The following is a 17,818-nucleotide window of genomic DNA, read 5'->3' on the forward strand; positions in this document are numbered from 1 at the left end:
GCATTTCCCCACCACCCTCGAAGCAGAGCAGAATATGCAGGTGGCGATCGACACCAGCGAGTTCAGCTATCTTCCCGCACAGGCGCAGACGATGGGGGTCTCCGAACCGTCCGTTCGACGCGTGACGCTGCCCCTGCCGGACGGCCGCCAGGTGAGCGCGCTGCGATTCGGCGACGAGGCACCTCGAGTGACACTGCTGCACGGCGCCGGTCTCAATGCGCACACGTGGGACACGACCGTGCTCGCGCTCCAGCAGCCGGTGCTGGCGATCGACCTCGCCGGTCACGGCGACTCGTCGTGGCGCGACGACCTCGATTACACCCTCGCACTCTCGCCCTCGACGTCGCCGCGGCGCTCGACGCCTGGACGGACGCCCCGCAGCTGGTCGTGGGCCACTCCCTCGGCGGCCTCACCGGCGCCGCTCTCGCCGCTGCCCGTCCCGACCTCGTGTCGGAGCTGATCGTGGTCGACATCACCCCGGGCATCGACACGTCCGCCGGGCCCGCCGCCCTGCGCGAGTTCTACGCCGGCCCCACGGATTTCGAGACGCGCGACGAGCTCGTCGACCGCGCGATCTCGTTCGGGTTCGGGGGCGCCAGGTCTGACACCGAGCGGGGCGTGTTCCTGAACACCCGCGTGCGCGCCGACGGCCGCGTCGAGTGGAAGCACCACTTCGCGCACCTCGCGGCCCAGACGCTCGCTGCGCACGACCGCGGCGACGTCTCGGCGCCGTCCGCACTTCACACCACCGGCTGGCAGGATCTCTCGCAGACGTCGGCACCCCTCACGCTCCTCCGCGCCATCGACGGCTTCGTGACCGCAGCGGATGCGCAGGAGTTCGCCGATCGTCTGCCTCAGGCCCGCGTGGTCGCCGTCCAGGCCACCCACAACGTTCAGGAGACCGCGCCCGGGCAGCTCGCCGCGGTGATCTCGTCCTCGCTCCCGCCGCACGGAATGTGACGTTCCGTTCCACATTCCGCCCTCACCCACCCGACACATCCCTAGGCTCGATCCATCGGCACACAGCAACTGCCGCACCGAGAGGAAACAACCCATGTTCCGACGTACGCGACGACTCGCGCTGATCTCCGCCATCGCGGCGAGCGCCATCGTCCTCACCGCCTGCGCAGGTGCCGCAGAGCCCGAGACCACTGAGCCCGTCGGAGAACCCGATCCCGACGCGACGCTCCAGGTGGGGCTCGTCCTCGAACCCACCAATCTCGACATCCGTCACACCAGCGGCGCCGCCCTCGAGCAGATCCTCATCGACAACATCTACGAGGGTCTGATCAGCCGGACGCAGGAGAACGAGATCGTGCCCCGTCTCGCCTCGGACTACGAGGTCTCCGACGACGGACTCACCTACACGTTCACCCTCAACGAGGGCATCACGTTCCACAGCGGAACCGCACTCACCTCGGCCGACGTGGTCGCCTCGTACGAGGCCGTCCGCACGGACGCGACGCTGCAGGGCAACGCCGAGTTCGCCTCGGTGGCCTCTATCACCGCCCCGGACCCCGCGACGGTGCAGATCGTGCTCACGGAGCCGAACCAGAACTTCCTGTTCTCGCTCACCGGGCCTGCGGGTCTCGTCTTCCAGACGGGCGACACGACCGACCTCAAGACCGCCGAGAACGGAACCGGCCCCTTCACCCTGACTCGGTGGAACAAGGGCAGCGCCATCACCTTCGCCCGCAACGACGCCTATTGGGGCGAACCGGCGGGAGTCGCCGAGGTCGAGTTCCAGTACATCCCCGACTTCACCGCCGGAGTGAACACCGCTCTCGACGGCGGGGTTCAGGTTCTCACAGCCGTCGACCCGAATCTCGCCCCGCAGCTCGAGGATTCCGGCGACTTCACCCTCACGACCGGCCGCACCACAGACAAGGCCACGCTCGCGTTCAACAACGCCAAGGCGCCTCTCGACGACGTGCGGGTACGCGAGGCACTCCGCCTCGCGATCGATCACGGGGCTCTCGTCGAGGCCGTCGGTGCGGGATCCACCCTGTACGGACCGATCCCCGAGCTGGACCCCGGTTACGAGGACCTCTCCGATGTCGTCTCCTACGATCCGGAGAAGGCGAAGGAGTTGCTTGCAGAAGCCGGCCAGGAGGATCTCGAGCTCACCCTGACGATCCCCAGCTTCTACGGAACGACGGTCCCCAAGGTGCTCATCTCGGACTTCCAGAAGGTCGGCGTCACCCTCGATGTCGACTCCGTCGAGTTCCCGGCCTGGTTGGAGGACGTCTACACCAACCACGACTACGACCTCAGCTTCGTGCTGCACGTCGAGCCGCGCGACTTCGGCAACTTCGCGGACCCCGACTACTACTTCGGCTACGACAACGCCGAGGTGCAGGGCCTGTACACCGAGGCGCTGGCCGAGGTCGATCCCGACAAGTCCGCGGACCTGCTCGCCGAAGCCGCGCGCATCGTGTCCGAGGACCACGCGGCGGACTGGCTGTACAACGGTGCGACCATCACGGCCGTGAGCCCGCTCGTGACCGGCTTCCCCGAGGACTCGATCAACTCCCGCATCAACCTGGCCGGGGTGACCGTGGCCACCGAGAAGTGATGACGCGCACGTCGTGATCCGCTACGCGCTCGTTCGAGGAGCCCTGCTCATCGCAGGGCTCCTCGTCTCGAGTGCGGTGATCTTCCTGACCCTCAGGGTCTTCCCCGGCGATGTCGCGCAGCTGATCGCGGGTACGCAGGCCTCCCCCGACGAGGTGGAGGCCCTACGCGAATCCCTCGGTCTGAACCGTCCTCTCCCCGCGCAGTACGCGGAGTGGATCGGCGGGATCTTCCGCGGCGATCTTGGCACGTCGCTCCTCTCGGGCGCCTCGGTCGGCGAGGAGCTGCTCGAGAAGGCGCAGGTCACGGTCCCGCTCGGCATCCTCTCCCTGCTCATCGCCGTCCTCATCGCCGTGCCATTCGGCATTCTGGCCGCGCTTCGTCGTGGCGGTCGCGGGGGCACGGCGCTGAGCGTGGGCGCGCAGGCTCTCGCCGCGGTGCCCGTCGTCTGGGCGGGCATGATGCTCATCGTCGTCTTCTCGGTCTGGCTCGGCTGGCTTCCCCGCAGGGCTTCCCCGCACCGGGTGGAGCACGCCCTGGCGAGCGATCGAATCGCTGCTGCTGCCCGCTCTCACGATCGGCATCGTCGAGGGCGCGATGCTCATGAGATTCGTGCGCAGTGCGACCCTGCAGGCTGCGGGACAGGACTTCGTCCGCACCGCCGCCGCCAAGGGACTCACCCGCACGCGCGCCCTCATCTCCCACGGCATACCGGCAGTCGGACTCTCGATCATCACTGTCCTCGGACTGCAGGTCGCGGGCATCATCGTCGGCTCGGTCGTCATCGAGCAGCTGTTCACCCTCCCGGGTATCGGGCGGATGCTCGTGGCCGACGTCGGAACGCGCGACCTCGTCAAGGTGCAGAGCGAGCTGCTCGTGCTCACCGGTTTCGTGCTCGTGGTGGGCTTCCTCGTCGATCTGGTCCATCGTGCGATCGATCCTCGGCAGAGGGAGGCCTGATGTCCGGTTGGCTGTCGAGACTGTGGCGGACCGCGACCGGGCGATTCGGTCTGATCGTCGTCGCCATCGTCGCTCTCACGGCGCTCGTCTCGCTGTTCTGGACGCCGTTCGACCCGCAGGAGTCCGATCTGGCGGCTCGCTGGGATGTCCCCGGCTGGCCGCATCTGCTCGGCACCGACGACACCGGGCGCGACATCCTCAGTCTGCTCATGGCGGGCTCTCGGACGACGGTGTTCGTGAGCATCGGCGCCGGGCTCGTCGCCACGGTCGTCGGCATCGCCCTGGCCGCGCTCGGCGCGCTCACGGCACGGTGGCTGCGTGAGACGGTGGCCGTGCTCGTCGACATCCTGATCGCCTTCCCCGTGCTGCTCATCGCGATGATGATCTCGTCGGTCTGGGGCGGCTCGCTCTGGGTGGTGATCTGGTCGGTGGGCATCGGCTTCGGCGTCAACATCGCTCGCGTCACCCGACCAGAGCTGCGCCGCGTGCAGCAGAGCGACTTCGTCCTCGCCGCGCGGGCCTCCGGCCTGACGACCGGTCAGAGCCTCGCGCGCCACCTGCTGCCCAACGTCGCGCCCGTGTTCATCGTGCAGCTGTCGTGGTCGATGGCGGTCGCCGTGCTCGCCGAAGCGGGACTGTCGTACCTGGGCTTCGGCGCGTCGGTGGTGGAGCCGAGCTGGGGGCTGCTGCTCGCCGATCTCCAGCGCTACATCGGCGTGCATCCCCTCTCGGTCATCTGGCCGGGCCTCGCGATCACGATCACGGTGCTCGCTCTCAACCTCCTGGGCGACGGCCTGCGCGAGGCCACCGATCCCACGCTGCGCCATCGCGCCGCCGAGATCCACACGCCGGCGGTGATCGCATGAGTCTCGAAGTGACCGACCTCGTCGTCCGCATCGACGGACGGCCGGTGGTCGACGGCGTCTCGTTCGAGGTGTCGGACGGATCGCGCCTGGGCCTGATCGGCGAATCCGGATCCGGCAAGTCCTTGACCGCCCTGGCCGTTCTCGGGCTCCTTCCCGACGGCGCGACCGCGAGCGGCAGCATCCGCTGGAACGGCACTGAGCTGATCGGAATGCCGGATCGCGAGCTCGCCCGCCTGCGCGGTGACGAGATCGGGATCGTCTTCCAGGAGCCGCGCACCGCTCTGAACCCGATCCGCACGGTCGGCAGGCAGATCGCCGAGTCGATCCGCATCCACGAGGGCATCGGTCGACGAGAGGCCCGAGAGCGAGCGATCCAGGAGGCGGCTCGCGTGCGCCTGCCCGACCCGACGTCGATCGTCGATCGGTATCCGCACCAGCTGTCCGGCGGTCAGAGGCAGCGGGTGGCGATCGCGATGGCGCTCGCGTGCCGACCGCGTCTGCTCATCGCCGATGAGCCGACGACCGCTCTCGACGTCACGATCCAAGCCGAGATCCTCGCTCTGCTGTTGAACCTCGTCGAGGAGCAGGGCATGTCACTCGTGTTCATCACCCACGATCTCGCCGTCCTCGCTCAGGTCGCGACCCAGGGCGTGGTTCTCGAAGACGGCCACGTGGTCGAGGCGGCTCCCGTGAGCACGCTCCTCACCGCCCCGACGTCGCCGATCACCCAGGGGCTGCTCCGCGACGCGACCGCGACCCTGTGGCGGCCCGAGGGAGGCACGCGATGAGCCTGATCGAGGCGCGGTCTCTGCGGCGTGACTTCGTGATCCCCAAGCGCTCCGCCTTCGAGCCGACGCGCAGGCAGACAGCCTTGGCGCCGACAGACCTCGACATCGTCGAGGGGTCGTCCGTCGGGATCATCGGCGAATCCGGGTCGGGGAAATCGACGCTCGTCAGACTGCTGCTCGGACTCGACCGTCCGACGTCCGGCACCGTCACCGTCGACGGAAGAGCCGTGGATGCCGCGGCATCCGCCCGCTCGCTGCACTGGCTGCGCCGTCAGACCGGGCTCGTGTTCCAGGACCCGTACGCATCGCTGGACCCTCGGATGACCGCCGCCCAGATCATCCGCGAGCCCCTCTGGGCGCTCGGCATCGAGGGAGACCACCGCGCGCGCGTGCGCGAAGTGCTCGAGCAGGTCGGCCTCGAACCCGAGATGGGCGACCGCTACCCGCATGAGTTCTCGGGAGGGCAGCGGCAGCGGATCGCGTTGGCCCGCGCCATCGTGCATCGACCCCGCATCCTCGTCGGAGACGAGCCCCTGTCGGCGCTCGACGTGACCGTGCGAGCTCAGATCCTTGAGCTCCTGATCGAGCTGCGACGCAGCGCCGACCTGACGCTCGTCCTGGTGTCGCACGACATCGGCGTGGTGCAGAACCTGTGCGACACGGTGGTCGTGATGAAGGACGGCGCCGTCGTCGAGCGAGGATCCACCGCGGACGTGCTGCTGCGCCCGACGCAGGGCTACACGAAGGCGCTCCTCGCCGCGATCCCCGTGATCCCCGCTCCCCCGTCGTGAGCAGGGTCGTCAGCGCGTCGAGCTCGTGCTGAAGAACTTCCGCCGACGGCTGGGACGCAGCGCGCGGCGCATGTAGACGGTCCCGAGGTCGCGGCCGAACTTGTGCCCGACTCGGCCCATCCGTCCGGCCTCGACGAAGCCGAGCTTCGCGTGGAGCCGGATCGAGGCGTCGGCCTTCGTGTCGCTGATCACGGCCACCATCTCGCGGATGCCGAGCTGTTCGCAGGCGTCGATGAGCGCCTGCAGCAGCGCAGCTCCGAGCCCCTTGCCGCCGGCTCCCGGACCGAGGTAAATCGAGTCCTCGACCGTGTACCGGTACGCGTTCTTGCCCGCCCACGGCTGCGCCAGCGCGTACCCGATCACGACCCCCGCCGGCGAGACCGCCACCAGGAAGGGCAGGCCGAGCTTGCTCAGCAGCGCGAACTTCTCACGCCAGTAGGGGATGCTGCTGCGCCGCTCATCGAGAGTGACCACCGAATTGCTGACGAAATGGTTGTAGATCTCGCGCACGTACGGGAGGTCGCCCGAACGTGCGGGGCGGATCGAGTACGAGAACACGTCGGGTTCGGGCTGCGGGCGCAGATGGCGCGGCAGCACACGGCGGCGATCACCGGGCTCGAACTGCATGCGATCAGCTTAGAGGGGCGCTTCGCCGACGCGCCAGTCGATCGGACTCGCACCGAGCCCGTCGAGCAGCTCGTTCGCTCGCGAGAACGGCCGAGAGCCGAAGAATCCGCGCCGTGCGGAGAGCGGAGACGGGTGCGCCGAGGCGATCACGGGGGTCTCGCCGAGGAGGGGCTGCAGATTCGCGGCGTCCTTGCCCCACAGGATCGCGACGAGCGGCTGGCCCCGCGCGACGAGTGCGCGGATCGCGAGCTCGGTCACCTGCTCCCATCCCCAGCGGCGATGGGAGCCGGCCTCGCCGGGCCGCACGGTCAGCACCCTGTTGAGCAGCAGGACCCCCTGGTCGCTCCACGCGGACAGATCTCCGTGGGGGGCGGGCGGGATGCCGAGATCGCTCTCGAGTTCCCGGTAGATGTTCCCCAGGCTGCGCGGCAGCGGCCGCACGTCATGGTCGACGGCGAACGACAGCCCGATCGGGTGCCCGGGAGTCGGATACGGGTCCTGGCCGGTGATGAGCACCTTGACGTCGGACATCGGGCGTTCGAAGGCGCGCAGCACGTGATCGCCCGCGGGAAGATACCCGCGTCCTGCGCCCTGCTCCTCCCGGAGCCGCTCCCCGAGGGCGGTGATCGTCTGCTGAGCCGGAGCGAGTGCGTCCGCCCATTCGGGGTCCATGAGACCGTCGCCTGCGAGCTCGGCGAGAGTGCGCGCGGTCATCCTCAGTCGATCGGCCGCACGCGCAGCGGTCCGCGGGCGAGAAGATGGTTGGCCGACTGCGCGACGGGTCGCATCGTGACGAGGTCGAGATTCACGTGAGCGGGCGCGTCGAGGGCATAGGCGATCACGTCGGCGACGTCCTCGGCGCGCAGCGGCGCCTCGACGCCCGAATACACGGCCTCTGCCGCGACCGCGTCTCCGCCCAGACGGTTGAGCGTGAACTCCTCGGTGTGCACCATTCCGGGAGCGATCTCGGACACGCGGATCGGCTCGCCGTTCAACTCGAGACGGAGGGCGTGCACGAGCATGGCCTGCGCGGCCTTGGCGGCGTTGTAGCCTCCGCCACCCGGGTAGGCCACCTGGGCGGCCGTCGAGGTCACGAACACGGTGTCCGCGTGACCGTCCGCGGCGGCTGCCCGACGAAGCAGAGGCAGGAGCCCCGCCACCAGACGCTGGCTCGAGAGCACGTTCGCGTCGTACATCCACTGCCAGTCGTCGATCGACGCGTTCTCGATGCGATCCGTGCCTCGCGCTCCGCCCGCGACCTGCACGAGAGCGTGCACGGGTCCCGAATCCTCGAGCTCCGAGACCAGCGCTGCGACGGCTTCCGGGTTCGTCAGGTCGCACGCGATCGTCGACGCCCCGGTCTCCGCCGAGAGCGCCTCCAGTCGGGACGCCCGTCGTGCGACTCCCACGACCCCCAGCCGCGGGCGCGCAGCGCGCGCACCGTCGCCTGTCCGATACCCGAACTCGCACCCGTCACCACTGCACGCCTGTTCACCATTCCTCCACCGTACGATGTTCCGGCCGCGAAAGCCGCTGCGCATCGTCGGGTCGTCTCGACGCGCCGCGTCGGGAGTCAACGCGCGCCGACCGGACCTCGGAGACGAGGACGAGTGCGACCCCGGCTCCGCACAGGGCGAATCCGGCGATCGTGAGGATCGTCAGAGGCTCCCCCAGCAGGATGGTTCCGGCCAGTGACGTCGTCGGCGCGATCAGGAAGAGCAGCGCCTGCAGGGCGGTGATGCCGATGCGCTTCAGCAGCCACCAGTACAGACCGTATGCGGCGAGCGTCGGAGCGGCCGCGGTCAGCACCACGGCGAGCCAGAACGATCCGGAGGCGGGCGGAACCAGCGTCCCCGTCACCGCCGCGATCACCACGAGCAGCGCCGCCGTCACCGTCACGTGGACGGTCAGCGTCACGAGCACGCCGGTCTGCACCCCGGTCTTCCGCTGCAGCAGGGTGCCGACGATGAGGCACACCATGGCGACGGCCGGCAGCGCATAGGCCGCCGGTGGAGCCTCGGTGGCGCCGAGCTGCGACTGGACGACGAGCAGCACTCCGATCGCGCCCACTCCGAGCCCGACCCATTGAGCTCCGCGCACGCGCAGACCGAGGATGGGCCCGACGAGCACAGCCACCACCAGGGGCTGCACCGCGTCGATGAGAGCCACGGTGCCGGTGGCGATGCCTGCGGCGACGGCACCGTAGACCGCGATGCAGTAGCCGAACTGCGCGAAGATCCCTATCGAGGCCTGGATCCGGAGCTGCTCACGTCGGTGCATCCCCGTCGCCGCTCCTGAGACGACGACGAGCACGAGCAGCGCGACGGCCAGGGGTGCGAACCGCCACACGAGGAGCGTCAGGGGCGAGACCTCGACGGTGGCGAACGCCGGGATGATGAACCCCGAGCTCCAGGTCACGACGAATGCGGTCGCGGCGGTCGCCGTCGTCACGACCCGAAGTACACCGATCTGTTTACTCATGATGCCGACTATACAGACTGGTATAGTCGTCCGCATGACCTCGTCCGTTCCCGAACTCGTCCCGCTCACGCCCGGAGGGCGGCGCGTTCTCGACGCCGCATCCCGACTGTTCTACGAGCGAGGCATCCACGCGGTCGGGGTCGACACGATCGCCGAGGCGGCCGGAGTCACGAAGAAGACGCTCTACGACCGCTTCGGGTCGAAGGAGGCGCTGGTCGTCTCCTACCTCCAGCACCGGGATGCGCGGTGGCGCGACCACGTCGCCGGCCAGCTCGCCCGGGTGCCCCGCCCCGGCGCCGACCGTGTGCTCGCGGTCTTCGACGCCGCGATCTCCTGGTCCGACGAGAACAGCCCGAAGGGATGCAGCGCGATCAACGCCCGAGCCGAGATCGGCGAGGGCAACGACGACCACCCGGTGTTCCCCGAGGTGTCTCGCCAGAAGGCCTGGCTCCTCGATCTGTTCGAGGAGCTCTGCAGCGAAGCGGGGATCACCGATCCGCAGGCGATGGCACAGGCGATGATGCTGCTGTACGAGGGCGCGATCGTCACGGTCGGGATGACGACGTTCGCCGAGCCGTTCGCGATCGCTCGCACGTGGGCGGCCAGGCTGCTCGGCCGGCCCTGAACCCGCACGCGCACCGGCGCCGGGATCCGGCCGGTGTTCATTACGTCACATTTCCCACCCACTGTTGACAACTTCCGATATTCCGTACTGTCGCATCAACGACATCAGTCGAATCGACCTTCCAACAGTTCCAGGGGGAACACATGTCCGCACCCGAGACCTGGCGTTTCGAGACCAAGCAGATCCACTCCGGCGCTGCTCCCGACCCCGTGACCAAGGCCCGCGCCACTCCGATCTACCAGACCACGTCCTACGTGTTCGACAGCGCGGATCACGCCGCGAACCTGTTCGCCCTGGCGGAGTTCGGCAACATCTACACCCGCATCCAGAACCCGACGCAGGACGTCCTGGAGCAGCGCCTCGCGGCGCTCGAGGGGGGCACCGGAGCCCTCGTCCTCGCCAGCGGTCAGGCGGCGTCGACGTTCGCTGTGCTGAACATCGCGCAGGCCGGTGACCACATCGTCTCGTCCAGCTCGATCTACGGCGGCACGTACAACCTGTTCAAGTACACGCTCGCCAAGCTCGGCATCGAGGTCACGTTCGTCGAGAACCAGGACGACCCCGAGGAGTGGCGCCGCGCACTGCGACCGAACACCAAGCTCTTCTTCGCGGAGACCATCGGCAATCCGCAGATCAACATCCTCGACATCCGCACCGTCGCAGACGTGGCGCACGAGGGCGGCGTCCCGCTGATCGTCGACAACACGATCGCGACTCCGTACCTGATCCGCCCGTTCGAGCACGGGGCCGACATCGTCGTGCACTCGGTCACCAAGTTCCTCGGCGGCCACGGCACCACCATCGGCGGCGCGATCATCGACGGCGGCACCTTCGAGTGGTCGAAGAACGTCGAGCGCTTCCCCGGCCTCACCGAGCCCGACCCGTCGTACCACGGCGCGAGCTACACCGCCGCGGTCGGTGACCCGCTCGCCTACATCATCAAGGCCCGGGTGCAGCTGCTCCGCGACCTCGGCTCGGCCATCGCGCCGCAGAGCGCCTGGAACCTCATCCAGGGCATCGAGACGCTGTCGCTGCGCATCGAGCGTCACGTGCAGAACGCCCAGGAGATCGCCGAGTGGCTCGACAGCCGGGACGACGTGGCATCCGTCAACTACTCTGGCCTGCCCTCGTCGCCCTGGTACGCCAAGGCGAACCAGTACGCGCCCAAGGGCGTCGGCGCGGTGCTGTCGTTCGAGCTCAAGGGCGGCGTCGAAGCCGGTCGCGAGTTCGTCAACAGCCTGTCGCTGTTCAGCCACCTCGCGAACATCGGCGACGTGCGCTCTCTCGTCATCCACCCGGCGTCGACCACCCACGCGCAGCTCACGCCCGAGCAGCAGCTCACGGCCGGCGTCACCCCCGGCCTCGTGCGACTGTCGGTGGGCATCGAGAACATCGACGACCTCAAGGCAGACCTCGACGAGGCACTCGCCGCGGCTCGCCGCGTGTCGGAGGCCGCTCGCGCCTGACCGCCATCACGCAGAGCAAGTGCCCCGGGCTTCGGCTCGGGGCACTTCTCGTCCCCGGCTCGTTCGGCCCGTGCACAGGCGGCGCGGACGACAATGAGAACCCACCCGAGGAGCTCACGATCACCGCCACGACGCATCCGCCGACCCGCCGACGCACGCACGTACCTGCGGGGCGAGCCATCGCCGTCGTCGCACTGGTCGTGCTGGTCATGATCGTGTGCGTCTGGGTCCCGGGCGTGGTGGGAACCGCGGCCGCTGCGCTTCTCCCCTGGTGCGGTCTCGCGCTCGGAGTGCTGGCGGTGGTCGCCCTCCTCCTCGCCCGACGTGTCCTCCTGGTGCTGCTCGTGCCTATCGTCGCGTGGATGCTGGCGATCGCTCCGTCTGCTCCGGGCTTCGCATCGGGCAGCGCCGACGAATCGCCCGGCGTGCGGATAGTCAGCCAGAACGTGCGCGCCCACTCCGGTGGCGCGGCGGAATCCGCGACAGACCTCGCTGGCTCCGGCGCCGAGGTCATCGCCCTCACCGAGCTCGACGCCGACAGCCTCGCGGCGGCACGCGACACGCTCGCCGCCGACTACCCGCACTCGTATGCCGTCGGCACGGTCGCCGTGTGGAGCCGCCTGCCGATCGCGGATGCGCAGGCGCTGTCGCTCGGACTCGACTGGAAGCGCGCACTGCGTGTGGTCGTGAACGCGCCGGACGGCGACGTGGCCGTCTACGTCATGCACGCGGCGTCCGTCCGCCCGGGCGTGCAGAGCGAGCGGGACGCGATGCTGTCCGGCATCGCCGATGCCGTCGCCGCCGATTCATCGGGGTCGGTCGTCGTCGTCGGCGACTTCAACGCCGCCTCTGCAGATCCTGCCCTGGGCGCCATCCGATCTCAGCTCGACTGGGTCAGGCCGACCGACGGCGCCCTCGGGTTCACGTGGCCCGCCGCACTCCCGCTCGCCAGGATCGATCATGTCTTCACGCGCGGCCTGACCGTGCTCGGTTCGACGACCATGCGGGCAGGCAGCAGCGACCACCTGGCGACGGTCACCACCCTCGCGTTCTGAGCGATCCGACGACGCATCCGTCCGCGGCGCACCGGGCGCGTAACCTGCGGCCGGCGCGTCGCGCGTCAGGCGAGAATGGAAGCATGGACTGGCAGACGACCTCTGAGGACACGGTGCCGTCGGCGCCCGTGACGGAGGCCGACGTGCGCCTGCTTCGCGCACGACCTCCCGCCACCGGCGCCTGGCGCGACGGGGACCCGGCCGGCGGACGGCGTTTCACCTCGTTCGGCGCTTTCCCGACCGAGAGCGGCGCCGAGCTCCCGGGCTTCCGCCTCGCGTTCGAGACCTGGGGCGAGCTGAACGACGACCGGGACAACGCGATCCTCGTCCTGCATGCGCTCACCGGCGACAGTCACGTGCGCGGCGCCGCCGGGGCGGGACACCCGACCGCCGGCTGGTGGGAGGACATCACCGGCCCCGGAGCACCGCTCGACACCGACCGCTGGTTCGTCATCGCACCCAACATGCTCGGCGGCTGCCAGGGCTCCACCGGCCCGGCCAGCATCGCCCCCTCCGGATACGAGTGGGCCTCGCGCTTCCCCTACCTGACGATCCGCGACCAGGTCGCCGCGCAGGTACGCCTCGCCGACTCGCTGGGCATCGACACCTGGGCCGCGGTGATCGGCGGCTCCATGGGCGGGATGCACGCGCTCGAATGGGCGGTCTCGCACCCCGAGCGTGTCGCTCGCCTCGCCGTGCTGTCGTCGCCTCCGGTCACGACAGCCGATCAGATCGCCCTGAACACGGTGCAGCTCGAGACCATCCGGATGGATCCCCGGTTCCTGGGCGGCGAGTACTACGATCTGGCCGACGGCGACGGCCCGCACCGCGGACTGGCGCTCGCCCGTCGCATGGCACTGCTCAACTATCGCAGTCCGATCGAGCTCAACCAGCGGTTCCAGCGCTCGTGGCAGTCAGGGGTGTCGCCTCTCGGCCATGGCGGACGTTTCGCGGTCGAGTCGTACCTGGACTTCCACGGCAACAAGTTCACCCGCCGTTTCGACGCGAACAGCTACATCACCCTCGTCGAGGCGATGAACTCGCACGACGTCGGCCGCGATCGCGGCGGGGTCGAAGAGGCGCTGCGCGCCGTGACGGCGACGACGCTCGTCCTCGGCATCGACAGCGACCGCCTCTTCCCCGTCGACGGCCAGCACCGCATCTCCCGCAGCATCCCGAACACCCTCGACGGCACCGAGGCCGTGGTGCTGAACAGCGATTTCGGGCATGACGGCTTCCTCATCGAGACCGAGGCGGTCGGCAGCAACCTGCGGCGGCTGCTCGCGAGCTAGATCAGATCGATCGTCCACGGCAGGGATCCGGTGCGCAGCCGCAGGCCCTCCCACTCGAAGTCGGTGCCCTGTGGCGACTGGACCACTCGGGTCGCGAAGTGCTGCGCCTCGCCAGCCGACGCGAGAGCGTCCTCGGCCGTGTCGAACCGGCTGAGCTGATGCAGGGTGACCCAGGTCGGCGGGAAGAGCGTCCACTCCCCCGTCGCATGCCTCGACAGAGCTTCGGCAGGGCTCAGCCAGACCGCGTCGACGACCTCGTCGGGCGAGAACCGCAGGTCCCCTCGCGGCGCTCCGGCGAGGAAGAACCACGTCCGGATGCGGATCGGCGCCTCGGCCGGCGGCTGCCAGCAGGACAGCAGCACCGGATCGGCGATCGTCAGGCCGACCTCCTCGCGCGTCTCACGGATCGCCGCTCGACGCGCGTCGTCGCTCTCCTCCGCCCCCGCGCGGCGGTCGGACGGCTCCACCTTGCCGCCCGGGAACACCCACGCACCGGCGAACGAACCGCGATCCGGCCGGCGCATCAGCAGCACAGCGAAGCCGCCGGGTGTCGAGCGCAGCAGCACGGCCGTCCCGGCGACGGGCAGATGGTCGAGATCGGTCACAGCCTCACTCTATGAGGCGCAATGCCGCTCAGGCCTGAACGAGGACGGGCCTGCGCGCCTCTGTGCGATACGACAGCAACGCGATCACGAGGCCCGCGACGGCGAGGGCCGCCCCCGTCCACGACGGCGCGACGAAGCCCCATCCGGCCGCGATCACCATGCCGCCGAGGAACGCGCCGAGGCTGTTGCCGATGTTGAGCGCAGAGTGGTTCATCGCCGCGGCGATCGACTGATTGTCTCCGGCGACATCCATCAACCGCGTCTGGATCGTCGGGCTGAGCACCGAGGACACGAAGCCCACGACGAATACGAGGAGGGCGAGGCTGACGATCCAGAATGCGAGCACGGCGAGGAGTGCGAACACGAGCGCCATCGCTGCGAGTCCGAAGAGCAGCGTGCGTCGCAGGTCGATGTCGGCGAGATGCCCGCCGACGAGGTTGCCGGCGGTCATGCCCAATCCCATCAGCACCAGCACGATCGGCACCGCCCACTCGGGAGAGCCCGCCACCTCGGTCACCAGGGGCGCGATGTAGCTGTAGACCGCGAAGAAGCCGCCGAACCCGATCGCACCGACGCCGAGCGTGAACCAGACCTGCGGGATGCGGAACACGCCGAGCTCCTCGCGCATGGTCCGGCCGGGAGAGCCGGGATGCTCGGGCACGAAGAAGATGATGCAGACGGTCGCGAGGGCGAAGACGAGGGTCACGACCGCGAAGGCTGCCCGCCACCCCCAGAGCTGACCGAGGAAGGTCCCGAACGGCACCCCGACCACGTTCGCCACCGTCAATCCGGTGAGGATGAAGGCGACGCCCTTGGCTCGGTTGCCCGGCCCCATCACGTCAGCCGCGACCAGCGCGCCGATGCCGAAGTAGGCGCCGTGAGGCAGCCCCGCGAGGAATCGCGAGGCACCGACGAGTTCGAAGGTCGGGAGGAAGACCGTGAGCGCGTTGAACAGGGTCAGCGCCAGAGCCAGCCCGATCATCACGCGATGCCGCGGGTAGCGCGCGACGAAGCCGGCGATCGTAGGAGCTCCGACGACGACGCCGAGAGCGTAGAGCGAGATCAGCCAGCCGGCCTGGCTCAGCGCGTCTTCGGGGCTGCTGGCCCACAGCGTGGGCAGCAGCTCGTCAGCGATGTTGGGCAGCAGGCCCATGACGACGAACTCGGTCATGCCGATGCCGAAGCTGCCGATGGCGAGGGAGAGGAGCGCCCACTTCGCCGCACCCCTCGATTCAGTCGAGGGATTCACCCGTCGAGTCTACGGGGTGTCCGAGTCGTCGATCGCCGCTTCGAGCCGCTCGATCTTCGCATCGAGCTCCCCGCGTACCCGGGTCGGATGTCAGCCTTGAGCACCAGCGAGACCCGCGACCCGAACGGCATCACGGCCTCGGTCGCGCGCTTGACGACGTCCATCACCGAGTCCCAGTCCGGTCCTTCGATCTCGGTGAACATGCTGGTCGTGCGGTGCGGCAGTCCCGACTCGCGCACGACCCGCACGGCGGCGGCGACCGCGTCGTGGACCGACGCGTCTGAGCGCTCCGATCCGTCGGAGGGTGTGCCGCTCGGCGCGACGGAGAAGGCGATCAACATGGGTTCACTCCCGGGTGGTGGACGGATTGCGGGCGGGCACACGGACGACGGCGCGGATGCCGACGGCGAGGAGCACGATGAGGAGGACGTTCCGCGCGGTCAGGATGACGATGGGCTGCAGCTCCGCGCGCAGCAGCGCGTCGTAGCTGAGCGGGTAGACCAGGCACGTGAGGGCACAGAGCGCGAGCACGAGCACGGCGGGCCAGACGGCTCGTGCGCGGTCGAAGACGAACCACAGGATGACCGGAGCGATCAGCCACGTCTGGAACTGCGGTGAGCCCACCTTGTTCATCACGATCAGGGTCGTGACGAGACTCAGCGCGAGAGGAGGCAACAGCCGCGCCGACGATGCGCCCCGCGCAGCCTTGAGTCCCCCGACGACCATCACGACGACCACGAGGACCGCCATCAGCGGTGTGAGCACCGCACTGACCGCGTCCGCACCCTGAGCACTGATCTGGAAGGTCAGGATGTCGAAGCTGTACTCGATGCGAGCGGCACCCGAGATCGCGAGCCAGAGGAACGGGGTCGCCGCGACGGCTTCGATCTGGAGGCCCCGCCCGGTCTGCTCCGTCAGGAATCCGAAGATCTCGGTGTCGGCTCCGAGCAGGAACAGCAGCGAGATGACGACGGCGGACACGGCTGCAGCCGTGAGCAGGACGCGCATCCTGCTCACGAGCGCGACCACGGCGGCGAGCACGAGGGCGGCCGGCCAGATCTTGATCCAGGCGCCGATCGTCAGCAGCGCGGCTGCCGCAGCGGGGCGTCGGACCAGCCAGAGCCCGCCGATCACCGCCAGAGGCACGGTGATCGCGTCGATGCGGTACATCGCGATCGGGCCGAGCAGAAGCAGGGCGGCGACCCAGAACCACGCCGCCGCACGCCGCGGACGAGATGATGCGCGGCCGAGAAGCACCGCGAAGGCGATCGCATCGAGCACCGTCACAAGCGCAGCCCACGCGATCAGATAGGCCTCCGAGGCGCCCACGACGGCGATGAGCGGGGCCGACAGGACCTTGGCGAGCAGCATGGGAACGAGCGCGAGCTGGGGATAGACCCACGACTCGGTGATCCCGACGATCGCTCCTCCCGAGAGCGCGGCGGTCGACCAGGGTTCGTAGACCAGCACCACGTCGCCCATCGGCTGGCTCGGGTACAGCCACCCCGTGACCGCGATCGCGATATGCACGGTCGCGAACGCGCTCCACAGCGCGACGAGACGAACCGTCGTGGTGCGACTCACGCGATGACGTCCGCGATCGCGCGAGGAAGAGCCTCCGCGACATCCAGGGCGACGATCGGATGCCCCTGCGCGCCGCCGATTGCGCCGATGCCCGCAGCGATGCGCCCGGCGTGACCGTGCAGCCAGGCGGCGGCGGCCGCGATCTCCGCAGTCGATGCGTCGACCTCGCCCGCGAGCAGCGCTCCGAGAACACCCCCGAGGACATCACCGGTGCCGGCCGTCGCCAGCCAGCCGGTGCCTGCCTCCACTCGGATGACGCCGCCGTCGGGGTCTGCGATCAGCGTCTGCGCGCCCTTCAGCAGCACGGTCGCGTCGATCTCGCTCGCCACGCGGGCGACCGCGGTCGCCCGATCATCGTCACCGGCGAAGCCGAGCTGAGTCTGCAGCCGCTCGAACTCGCGTCGATGCGGCGTCAGCACGAGCGGCGCGCGGCTCCCGGGCGCGAGATCCAGTGCCCCCGCGTCGACGACCACCGGGACGGAGCCGTCGAGCAGGTCGCGGAGCTCGCGTTCCTCGTCGGAGGTCCTGCTCGCGGCATTCGTCCCCGATCCGATGACCCAGGCGCCGACGCGTGCGCCGGCGGCCCGCGGGCTGACCACCGTCTCGGGGCGGCGAGCGATCACGGCATCCGCCGCTCGTCCCTCACCGATATACCGGACGAATCCTGCTCCGGCACGCCACGCCGCTTCCACGCCGAGCACGGCTGCGCCGGGGTAGTCCGAAGACCCGGTGCGCAGGCCCACGACCCCGCGGGAGTACTTGTCGTCATCCGCGCCCGGCACGCGCAGGAGGCGGGCGGTGTCGTCGCGGGACCAATCGCGTGCGTCGGGCATGACTCCACGTTAGTGCGACGGC

General features: G+C 69.4%; 16 protein-coding genes and 3 pseudogenes. 10 read left to right on the forward strand and 9 right to left on the reverse strand.

Annotated elements, in window-relative coordinates; genetic code table 11:
• Positions 1–297: 297 nt before the first annotated feature.
• The 6 genes and pseudogenes from ACZZ93_RS04475 (at position 298) to ACZZ93_RS04500 (ending at position 5,979) form a co-directional block, all read left to right on the forward strand.
• Positions 298–960, forward strand: coding sequence for an alpha/beta fold hydrolase (locus tag ACZZ93_RS04475; protein WP_463510549.1), 663 nt, complete (start codon positions 298–300; stop codon positions 958–960).
• A 94-nt stretch (positions 961–1,054) separates the two neighbouring features.
• On the forward strand, positions 1,055–2,575 hold the full coding sequence (locus ACZZ93_RS04480) for an ABC transporter substrate-binding protein (RefSeq protein WP_463510550.1): 1,521 nt from the start codon (positions 1,055–1,057) through the stop codon (positions 2,573–2,575).
• Positions 2,576–2,588: 13 nt separating this feature from the next.
• A pseudogene (locus ACZZ93_RS04485) lies at positions 2,589–3,534 on the forward strand (ABC transporter permease).
• Positions 3,534–4,400 (forward strand): ABC transporter permease, encoded by an 867-nt coding sequence (locus ACZZ93_RS04490; RefSeq protein ID WP_463510551.1) that lies wholly within the window; start codon positions 3,534–3,536, stop codon positions 4,398–4,400. Before ACZZ93_RS04485 ends, ACZZ93_RS04490 begins: the two are co-directional and overlap by 1 nt.
• A complete protein-coding gene (locus ACZZ93_RS04495; protein ID WP_463510552.1) occupies positions 4,397–5,188 on the forward strand; it encodes an ATP-binding cassette domain-containing protein in 792 nt (263 codons plus the stop codon). The genes ACZZ93_RS04490 and ACZZ93_RS04495 overlap by 4 nt, the downstream gene beginning before the upstream one ends.
• Positions 5,185–5,979: an ABC transporter ATP-binding protein gene (locus ACZZ93_RS04500; protein ID WP_463510553.1), complete on the forward strand. Its 795-nt coding sequence runs from the start codon at positions 5,185–5,187 to the stop codon at positions 5,977–5,979. The genes ACZZ93_RS04495 and ACZZ93_RS04500 overlap by 4 nt, the downstream gene beginning before the upstream one ends.
• A 9-nt stretch (positions 5,980–5,988) precedes the next feature.
• On the opposite strand, the gene ACZZ93_RS04505 is transcribed toward ACZZ93_RS04500, so the two are convergent.
• The 4 genes and pseudogenes from ACZZ93_RS04505 to ACZZ93_RS04520 all read right to left on the reverse strand — a co-directional run bounded on the left by ACZZ93_RS04505 (position 5,989) and on the right by ACZZ93_RS04520 (position 9,087).
• Positions 5,989–6,606 carry a GNAT family N-acetyltransferase gene (locus ACZZ93_RS04505; RefSeq protein ID WP_320487976.1) on the reverse strand — a complete coding sequence of 206 codons (618 nt, stop codon included), beginning with the start codon at positions 6,604–6,606 and terminating at the stop codon, positions 5,989–5,991.
• 9 nt (positions 6,607–6,615) lie between these two features.
• A complete protein-coding gene (locus ACZZ93_RS04510) occupies positions 6,616–7,320 on the reverse strand; it encodes a uracil-DNA glycosylase (RefSeq protein ID WP_463510554.1) in 705 nt (234 codons plus the stop codon).
• 2 nt (positions 7,321–7,322) lie between these two features.
• Positions 7,323–8,104, reverse strand: a pseudogene (locus tag ACZZ93_RS04515) (SDR family oxidoreductase).
• Positions 8,098–9,087 (reverse strand): DMT family transporter, encoded by a 990-nt coding sequence (locus tag ACZZ93_RS04520; RefSeq protein WP_463510555.1) that lies wholly within the window; start codon positions 9,085–9,087, stop codon positions 8,098–8,100. Before ACZZ93_RS04520 ends, ACZZ93_RS04515 begins: the two are co-directional and overlap by 7 nt.
• 34 nt (positions 9,088–9,121) lie before the next feature.
• Between ACZZ93_RS04520 and ACZZ93_RS04525 the strand changes: the two genes are divergently transcribed.
• The 4 genes from ACZZ93_RS04525 (at position 9,122) to metX (ending at position 13,525) form a co-directional block, all read left to right on the forward strand.
• Positions 9,122–9,712 (forward strand): TetR/AcrR family transcriptional regulator, encoded by a 591-nt coding sequence (locus tag ACZZ93_RS04525; protein ID WP_400340783.1) that lies wholly within the window; start codon positions 9,122–9,124, stop codon positions 9,710–9,712.
• A 143-nt stretch (positions 9,713–9,855) separates the two neighbouring features.
• Positions 9,856–11,178: a bifunctional o-acetylhomoserine/o-acetylserine sulfhydrylase gene (locus ACZZ93_RS04530; protein WP_056278296.1), complete on the forward strand. Its 1,323-nt coding sequence runs from the start codon at positions 9,856–9,858 to the stop codon at positions 11,176–11,178.
• Positions 11,179–11,387: 209 nt separating this feature from the next.
• Positions 11,388–12,233, forward strand: coding sequence for an endonuclease/exonuclease/phosphatase family protein (locus ACZZ93_RS04535; protein WP_463508076.1), 846 nt, complete (start codon positions 11,388–11,390; stop codon positions 12,231–12,233).
• Between the two features lie 83 nt (positions 12,234–12,316).
• Positions 12,317–13,525 carry a homoserine O-acetyltransferase MetX gene (gene metX, locus ACZZ93_RS04540; RefSeq protein ID WP_053095688.1) on the forward strand — a complete coding sequence of 403 codons (1,209 nt, stop codon included), beginning with the start codon at positions 12,317–12,319 and terminating at the stop codon, positions 13,523–13,525.
• Here metX and ACZZ93_RS04545 read toward each other — a convergent pair.
• The 5 genes and pseudogenes from ACZZ93_RS04545 to ACZZ93_RS04565 form a co-directional block, all read right to left on the reverse strand.
• A complete protein-coding gene (locus ACZZ93_RS04545) occupies positions 13,522–14,130 on the reverse strand; it encodes an NUDIX hydrolase (RefSeq protein ID WP_463510556.1) in 609 nt (202 codons plus the stop codon). The genes metX and ACZZ93_RS04545 overlap by 4 nt on opposite strands.
• A gap of 28 nt (positions 14,131–14,158) precedes the next feature.
• Positions 14,159–15,379, reverse strand: coding sequence for an MFS transporter (locus tag ACZZ93_RS04550; protein ID WP_372984416.1), 1,221 nt, complete (start codon positions 15,377–15,379; stop codon positions 14,159–14,161).
• 9 nt (positions 15,380–15,388) lie between these two features.
• A pseudogene (locus ACZZ93_RS04555) lies at positions 15,389–15,720 on the reverse strand (thiamine-binding protein).
• 4 nt (positions 15,721–15,724) lie between these two features.
• Positions 15,725–16,963, reverse strand: coding sequence for a glycosyltransferase 87 family protein (locus ACZZ93_RS04560; protein ID WP_072591066.1), 1,239 nt, complete (start codon positions 16,961–16,963; stop codon positions 15,725–15,727).
• Positions 16,960–17,796 (reverse strand): NAD(P)H-hydrate dehydratase, encoded by an 837-nt coding sequence (locus tag ACZZ93_RS04565; RefSeq protein ID WP_072591065.1) that lies wholly within the window; start codon positions 17,794–17,796, stop codon positions 16,960–16,962. Before ACZZ93_RS04565 ends, ACZZ93_RS04560 begins: the two co-directional genes overlap by 4 nt.
• Positions 17,797–17,818: the final 22 nt, after the last annotated feature.

Source organism: Microbacterium sp. AC026, assembly GCF_979258475.1.